Annotated in this window: 7 protein-coding genes and 1 pseudogene; 5 read left to right on the top strand and 3 right to left on the bottom strand. The window is 72.3% G+C overall.

Annotated features, from left to right (window positions below):
* Together AB0K09_RS26980 and AB0K09_RS26985 are read left to right on the top strand one after the other, a co-directional pair.
* Positions 1 to 240, top strand: a pseudogene (locus AB0K09_RS26980) (saccharopine dehydrogenase); the annotation flags it as partial.
* The gene (locus tag AB0K09_RS26985; RefSeq protein ID WP_366068003.1) at positions 237 to 860 is read left to right on the top strand and encodes a TetR family transcriptional regulator; all 624 of its coding nucleotides are present in this window, start codon (positions 237 to 239) and stop codon (positions 858 to 860) included. The pseudogene AB0K09_RS26980 and the gene AB0K09_RS26985, both read left to right, overlap by 4 nt.
* A gap of 13 nt (positions 861 to 873) precedes the next feature.
* Here AB0K09_RS26985 and AB0K09_RS26990 read toward each other — a convergent pair whose 3' ends face one another.
* The 3 genes from AB0K09_RS26990 to AB0K09_RS27000 form a co-directional block, all read right to left on the bottom strand.
* A complete protein-coding gene (locus AB0K09_RS26990) occupies positions 874 to 1,305 on the bottom strand; it encodes a hypothetical protein (protein WP_366068004.1) in 432 nt (143 codons plus the stop codon).
* Between the two features lie 74 nt (positions 1,306 to 1,379).
* Positions 1,380 to 2,825, bottom strand: coding sequence for a glyceraldehyde-3-phosphate dehydrogenase (locus AB0K09_RS26995; protein ID WP_366068006.1), 1,446 nt, complete (start codon positions 2,823 to 2,825; stop codon positions 1,380 to 1,382).
* 81 nt (positions 2,826 to 2,906) lie between these two features.
* Positions 2,907 to 3,770: a universal stress protein gene (locus AB0K09_RS27000; protein ID WP_366068007.1), complete on the bottom strand. Its 864-nt coding sequence runs from the start codon at positions 3,768 to 3,770 to the stop codon at positions 2,907 to 2,909.
* A gap of 150 nt (positions 3,771 to 3,920) precedes the next feature.
* Between AB0K09_RS27000 and AB0K09_RS27005 the strand changes: the two genes are divergently transcribed.
* The 3 genes from AB0K09_RS27005 (at position 3,921) to AB0K09_RS27015 (ending at position 7,183) form a co-directional block, all read left to right on the top strand.
* The gene (locus AB0K09_RS27005; RefSeq protein WP_366068009.1) at positions 3,921 to 4,481 is read left to right on the top strand and encodes a PadR family transcriptional regulator; all 561 of its coding nucleotides are present in this window, start codon (positions 3,921 to 3,923) and stop codon (positions 4,479 to 4,481) included.
* A 58-nt stretch (positions 4,482 to 4,539) separates the two neighbouring features.
* Positions 4,540 to 6,261: an acyl-CoA dehydrogenase family protein gene (locus AB0K09_RS27010; protein ID WP_366068010.1), complete on the top strand. Its 1,722-nt coding sequence runs from the start codon at positions 4,540 to 4,542 to the stop codon at positions 6,259 to 6,261.
* Positions 6,262 to 6,484: 223 nt separating this feature from the next.
* Entirely contained in the window at positions 6,485 to 7,183 is a 699-nt protein-coding gene (locus AB0K09_RS27015) for a DUF4142 domain-containing protein (protein ID WP_366068011.1), read from the top strand.
* Positions 7,184 to 7,245 lie beyond the last annotated feature (62 nt).

A 7,245-nucleotide genomic window follows, 5' to 3' on the forward strand; every position in this document is an offset into this window, starting at 1 on the left:
CGCGGCGTGAACTTCACCGATCCGGCCGGACAGGCCCATCTCACCGCGGTGGGCGCCCTGCTGGCCCTGCGCCGGGCGCTCGGCGCGGACGGCGCACCCCCGCCGCGCGGGGTGTCCTTCCCCGAACAGACCCCTCTCCCCCGCGAGTTGCCGCGCCTACTGGAGGCGCACGGCGTCGCCCTGCGGGCGTGCGACCGTACGGGGGACAGCCACGACGACACCGGGAGCAGGGCCGCATGAGCGACCGCACGCCGGCACCGGGCCCGCGCGCCGGCTCGACCGGAAAGGGCAGCCGGCGGCGCACCGTCCTCCTCGATACGGCCGAGCGGATCCTGTGGGAGTCCGGGTACGCCGCCCTCACCCTGCGGGCCGTCGCCTCCACCGCGGGGGTGCGTCTGGGGCATCTGCAGTACTACTTCCCCGCGCGCGCCGACCTGGTCGCCGCCGTGCTGCGGCGTTCCCTGGACCGTTCCCTGGAACGGCTGGCCTCGCTGCTCGCCCCGGCCGACGCCGGGCCGCCCCCGGACCCGGCGGACCTGGTCCGCGCGCTCCTGGCCGAACAGGACGATCCGCACCTCGTGCGCGTGTACGCCGAGTTGTGGGCCCTGGCCGGCCGGGACGAGGACGTCGCGGCGGTCGTGCGCGGCTTCTACCGGGACTACCGGACCCATGTCGCCGCGTTCATCCGCACCCGCGAGCCCGGTCTGCCGGAGGAGGCCCGTGCGGCGCGTGCCGGAGTCTTCACCATGCTGCTCGAGGGTGCCGCGCTGTTCCGCTCCGGCCTCGCCGCGCACCGCTCCGAGGCCACGGACGCCGAACTCGTCGCCACCGCGGCGGCATTGCTCGGGCCCGTTCCCTGAGGGGACGGCGCCGTCAGGAGGTGCCGGAACGGCGGCGGCGCGACCGGTGGTAGATCTCGACGGCGCGCTCCGGCGGGAAGTTGGGGACGAACGTCACCCCGCCGTCGGTCCTGGAGATGACGACGTGGCTGCCGCCCGGTTCCGCGGGCATGGCCGCCGGGTCCTCGGGGGCGGGCCAACCGCCGTGGATCAGATAGCCGTCGTCGAATTCATGGACGAACAGGCTGATGGGCCCGCCGGGCGAGCCGACCGGCGGAAAGTGCCTGCGGCCGATGCCGAGCGCTTCCCCGGGCGTGGCCGGCACCTGCCGCGGGCCGGCCGGGCCGGACGGCGTGCTGCCGGGAGGCAGGGGAGGAGGGTACGGCGGTTGGCCGGGCGGCGGGACCGGCGCGCCGGCACGGTCGTCGCCGGCACGGTCGTCGGCCGGACCGTCGCACATGGTCATCGGACCCCCCTCTCCCGGCCCCGGTCGGCTGAGGATCAACCTACCGGGCGCCCGGATCGGGGGGTCCGCCGGGATCAGACCGCCGGAGCCGGGTAGGTCGGGTACTCCACGCCGGACACGTGCTGGACGACACGGATGACCTGGCAGGAGTAACCGAACTCGTTGTCGTACCAGAGGTACAGGATCGCGTTGTCGCCGTCGACCTTGGTCGCGCCGGCGTCGACGATCGACGCGTGGCGCGAGCCGATGAAGTCGCTGGAGACCGCGTCCGGCGCCGTCGTGAAGTCGATCTGGCGCTTGAGCGGCGAGGTCAGCGACACGTTGCGCAGGTAGTCGAGGACCTCCTCGCGGGTGGTCTCGCGCCCGAGCCGCAGGCTGAGGATCGCGATCGAGACGTCCGGTACCGGGACGCGGATCGAGCTGCCGGTGATCGGCGCCTTGAGGTCGGGCAGCGCCTTGGCGACGGCGGAGGCGGCGCCGGTCTCGGTGATGACCATGTTCAGCGGCGCCGAACGGCCGCGACGGTCGGCCTTGTGGTAGTTGTCCAGCAGGTTCTGGTCGTTGGTGAACGAGTGGACGGTCTCCACGTGACCGCGCAGCACCCCGTACTCCTCGTCCATCGCCTTCAGCGGCGGGACGATCGCGTTGGTGGTGCAGGACGCGCAGGACAGGATCTGCTCGTCCGGCTTGATGGTGTCGTGGTTGACGCCGTGCACGATGTTGGGGACGTCACCCTTGCCCGGCGCGGTCAGGACGACCTTGTCGATGCCGGGGCGCAGGTGCTTGGAGAGGCCCTCGCGGTCGCGCCACTTGCCGGTGTTGTCGATGAGGATGGCGTCCTTGATGCCGTACGCCGTGTAGTCGACCTCGGAGGGGTCGTTGGCGTAGATCACCTTGATCTCGTTGCCGTTGGCGACGATCGTGCTGTTCGCCTCGTCGACGGTGATCGTGCCCTGGAACTGGCCGTGGATGGAGTCGCGGCGCAGCAGCGAGGCGCGCTTGACGATGTCCTGGTCACCGCCCTGCCGGACGACGATGGCGCGCAGGCGCAGGCCGTTGCCCGAGCCGGCCTTCTCGATGAGCAGGCGGGCGACGAGGCGGCCGATGCGGCCGAAGCCGTAGAGGACGACGTCGCGCGCCTCACGGCGCTCGATCTTCTCGGCACCCGTGGCACCGGCGACGGCCTCGGCGGTGAACTCCTCGACGCTCAGTCCGCGGCTGTCGGTCTTGTACAGCGCGGCGAGCATGCCGAGGTCGATCTGGGACGGCCCGAGGTCGAGGGTGGTGAGGGCCCGCAGGAACGGCAGTGTCTCGGTGACCGAGAGCTCCTCGCCGGCGATCTGCCGGGCGAACCGGTGGGTCTTGAGGATGCTGACCACCGACTTGTTCACCAGGGAGCGGCTGTGCAGCAGGACGGTGACGTCCCGCTCGCGGTGCAGCTTCCCGATGATCGGGATCATCGACTCCGCGATCTCCTCGCGGTTCTTCCAGTTGCTGAACGTGTCGTCATTGACAGTCACAGGTTTATCTTTCGAGCTAGGCGGCGCTCATATGCTAACCCGACGCCAGTTCGATCATTCAAGGGGTCCCCGGGGAGAGGGTCATCTCCTCGGCGGCAGGGGCGCGATGATCAGCGTGCAGTCGGTGCCGTGGATCAGGGTGTGGCAGGTCGAGCCGTACAGCAGGTCCTTCAGCCCGCCCTTGCCGAGGATGCCCCGGTCGCCTCGGGTGCCGACCACCAGGCAGCGCGCGGAGCGGGACGCCGAGGCGAGCATCGCCGCGGGGTCGCCGGTGAGCACCTCCTGCCGGACCTCGACGCCCGGGTGGCGCTCCGCATGGCGCGCGAGGACCGCCGGCAGCTCTTCCCGTCCGGCCTCCCGGGACCCGCGGACCGCCACGGCGACGAGGCCGGCCCCGCGCAGCCGCGCCTCCTCGAACGCGAGGTCGAGGGCGGCGGCCGTGGAGGGTGAGCCGCCCACCCCCACCACCACCGGCGCGTCGGCCGGCAGCTCGGACGACGGCTCCCGGACGAGCACGACCGGGCAGAAGAGGTGCCCGACCAGGGCGTCCGCCTCGTCCCGGGGCTCGAACAGCGAGGCCGCTCCCGAGCGCCGCGGCGTACCGAGCACGAGCAGGCTCGCGGACGCGGCCGCCTCGCGCAGCACACGCGCCGGCCGCCCGCGGAGCAGCTCCGTGCGGACCTCCAGCCGCGGATCGCGCCGCAGCGCGGTGTCGCGCGCTTCGAGCAGGAGGACCTCTTCCCTGGCGTGGAGGTGCGTCGCCCACGCCGCGGCCCGGGTGGCGGGCGCCGCGTGGCGCGGGCGCGTGTCCGGCACCTCCCGGAAATGGATCAGTCGCAGGGCCAGGCCGCGCAGGGCCGCCTCGTCCGCCGCCCAGCGCACCGCGTGCTCGCCGGCGGGCCGGTCGGAGACCTCCGCGAGCACATAGCCACGCTTCTCGCCCATCCCTCTCCCTTCCCCTCTCCAGCCAGCGTGCGGGCTGCACCCCCGCGGCGCCACAGGACGGCCGGCAGGGATCCCGGCCGCCGGTGAGCCACGTCTCACCCGCCCGCGCCCCCTTGCCTATGAAACGAGTTGCATAGCAGGATCCGGGGCATGGCGCTCGAGCACGCGATCCTCGTCTCCCTGCTGGAGAAGCCGGGCTCCGGCTACGAGCTGGCCCGGCGGTTCGAGCGGTCCATCGGCTACTTCTGGACCGCGACCCACCAGCAGATCTACCGCGTCCTCAAGCGCATGGAGGGTGACGGCTGGGTCGACGTGCGCGAGGTGGCGCAGCAGGGCCGGCCGGACAAGAAGGAGTACTCGGTCGCCGCCCCCGGCCGGGAGGTCCTCTCCCGGTGGCTGCACGAGCCGGTCGAGCCGGAGAGCATCCGGCACGAGCTCGCCGTGAAGATCCGCGGCGCGGCCTTCGACGACCCGGCCGCGCTGATCGGGGAAGTCGAACGGCACCGCCGGGCGCATGCCGACCGGCTCGCCCACTACCTCGCCGGCGAAGCGCGCGACTTCACCGGGCCCGGGGCGCCGGCCGGGCCCGACGCCGGGCAGGAACTCCAGCACGTCGTCCTGCGCGGCGGCATCGCCTACGAGCGGATGACGATCGCCTGGCTCGACGACGTGCTCGCCACCCTCCACCGCATCAGCTCCGGGCGCCGGTGAGCACCGGCCCCGTCCTCTTACCTCCCGAGTACCTCCCGAGCCGGAAAGGCGAACCTCCATGGCCGACCCGCTGCTGTTCAACCCGCGCACCTACGACCCCGCGCACTTCGACCCCGAGACCCGCAGGCTGCTGCGCGCCACCGTCGACTGGTTCGAGGAGCGCGGCAAGCGCAAGCTGATCGAGGACTACCGCTCCCGCGCGTGGCTGTCGGACTTCCTCGCCTTCTCGGCGAAGGAGGGCCTGTTCGCCACGTTCCTGACCCCCGCGGCGGCCGCCGGCGGGGCGCAGGACAAGCGCTGGGACACCGCCCGGATAGCCGCCCTCAACGAGATCTTCGGCTTCTACGGGCTCGACTACTGGTACGCGTGGCAGGTCACCATCCTCGGCCTCGGCCCGGTCTGGCAGAGCGACAACGCCGCCGCCCGTGCCCGCGCCGCGGAGCTCCTCGCCGAGGGCGAGGTGTTCGCCTTCGGCCTGTCCGAGAAGACGCACGGCGCCGACATCTACTCCACCGACATGCTGCTGGAGCCGGACGGCGAGGGCGGCTTCCTGGCCACCGGCTCCAAGTACTACATCGGCAACGGCAACGCCGCCGGTCTCGTCTCCGTCTTCGGCCGCCGCACGGACGTCGAGGGCCCCGACGGCTACGTCTTCTTCGCCGCCGACAGCCGCCACGAGGCGTACCACCTGGTCAAGAACGTCGTCGACTCCTCGAAGTACGTCAGCGAGTTCCGCCTCGAGAACTACCCGGTGGCCCCCGGCGACATCCTGCACACCGGCCGCGCCGCGTTCGACGCCGCCCTGAACACCGTCAACGTGGGCAAGTTCAACCTCTGCACCGGCGCGATCGGCATCTGCGAGCACGCGATGTACGAGGCCGTCACCCACGCGCACAACCGCATCCTCTACGGCCGCCCCGTCACCGCCTTCCCGCACGTGCGCCGCGAGCTGACCGACGCCTACGTCCGCCTCGTCGGCATGAAGCTCTTCAGCGACCGCGCCGTGGACTACTTCCGCTCCGCCGGCCCCGACGACCGCCGTTACCTCCTCTTCAACCCCATGACGAAGATGAAGGTGACCACCGAGGGCGAGAAGGTCATCGACCTCATGTGGGACGTCATCGCGGCCAAGGGCTTCGAGAAGGACACCTACTTCGCGCAGGCCGCCACGGAGATCCGGGGCCTGCCGAAGCTGGAGGGCACGGTCCACGTCAACCTCGCGCTGATCCTCAAGTTCATGGGCAACCACCTGCTGAACCCGGCCGAGTACGCGCCGGTGCCCACGCGTCTCGACGCCGCCGACGACGCCTTTCTCTTCCGGCAGGGCCCGGCCCGCGGCCTCGGTTCGATCCGCTTCCACGACTGGCGCACCGCCTACGAGGCGTACGCCCACGTGCCCAACGTCGGCCGCTTCCGCGAGCAGGCCGATGCGCTGTGCGCGTTCGTCACCACCGCCGCCCCCGACGAGGAGCAGAGCCGCGACCTCGACCTCCTGCTCGCCGTCGGCCAGCTGTTCGCGCTGGTCGTCCACGGCCAGCTGATCCTGGAGCAGGCGCGCCTGACGGGTCTCGACGAGGACGTGCTCGACGAGCTGTTCGCCGTCCTCGTCCGCGACTTCTCCTCCTACGCCGTCGAGCTGCACGGCAAGGACTCCGCCACCGAGGAGCAGCAGCGCTGGGCCCTGGGCGCGGTGCGCCGGCCGGTCGTCGACGAGGCCCGCTCGGCGCGCGTCTGGGAACGCGTCGAGGCGCTGTCGGGTGCGTACGAGATGGCGCCGTGACCCGGGAGTGACGGGGCGGGCGGCGTCTCCTTGACCGCCTTGGTTACGGCGGCCGGGTGGTCCGGCTGGGCCGTCCGTGGGACATGGCCGTGTCATCGCGTGTGGCACGGCCGACCGGTGGCACTCGTCGGCCGGTCGGACCGGGACCCGTGTTCCCGGCACACCCGGCCGGCACGGCGGTGCACACCGCCGTGCGCTCCCGCCGACGACGATTGGAGCCACCATGAGGAGCCGACAATGGGCGGCCGCCGCCATCACCGCTCTCGCGATATCCACCGCGACGGCCTGCCCGGCGCACGCCGCGGAGGACCCGGGCGTGACGGACGGCGCCTTCCTCAAGACCGTTCACCAGGGGAACCTGGCCGAGATCGAGACCAGCAAGGACGCACAGCACAACGCCACCACCGCGTGCGTGAAGGACGTGGCCGGCATGTTCGTGCGCGACCACACCAAGATGGACGGCGATGTGATGGCACTGGCGGGCAAGCTCAAGATCTCGCTGCCCTCGGGCACGACCGCCGAGCAGCAGCAGCAACTGGCCGACCTGCGCGCCAAGGCGGGCACCAAGGAGTACGACAGCGCCTGGCTGTCGGCCCAGGCCGGCAACCACCGCGCGACCCTGGCCCTGATCGACCAGCAGATCGCCTCGGGCAGGAACGCCCAGATCACGGCAGCCGCCAAGGCGGCTCGCCCGATCGTGGAGATGCATCTCAACCGCGTCGGATCGGGCGCCTGCCGGGGCCAGTCGCCGATGGGCGCCGTCCCGGCGGGTGACGGCGGCATGGCCGCCGGCGCCGGCTCCTCCGACGGCACGACCACCGCCCTGGCCGGCGGCGTGGCGTTCGGTGGGGCGCTGCTCGCCGGCGCCACGGTCCTGGCCCTGCGGAGGCGCCGTGCCGGGGCGGCCTCCGGACGGCACTGAGCGGCCCCTCCGGCGGCCGGGTCTCCCCCGCCGTGCGCATCGCACGCGTCGTCCGCGTCGTC

This window comes from Streptomyces sp. NPDC049577 (assembly GCF_040675635.1).
Classification (GTDB): Bacteria; Actinomycetota; Actinomycetes; order Streptomycetales; family Streptomycetaceae; genus Streptomyces.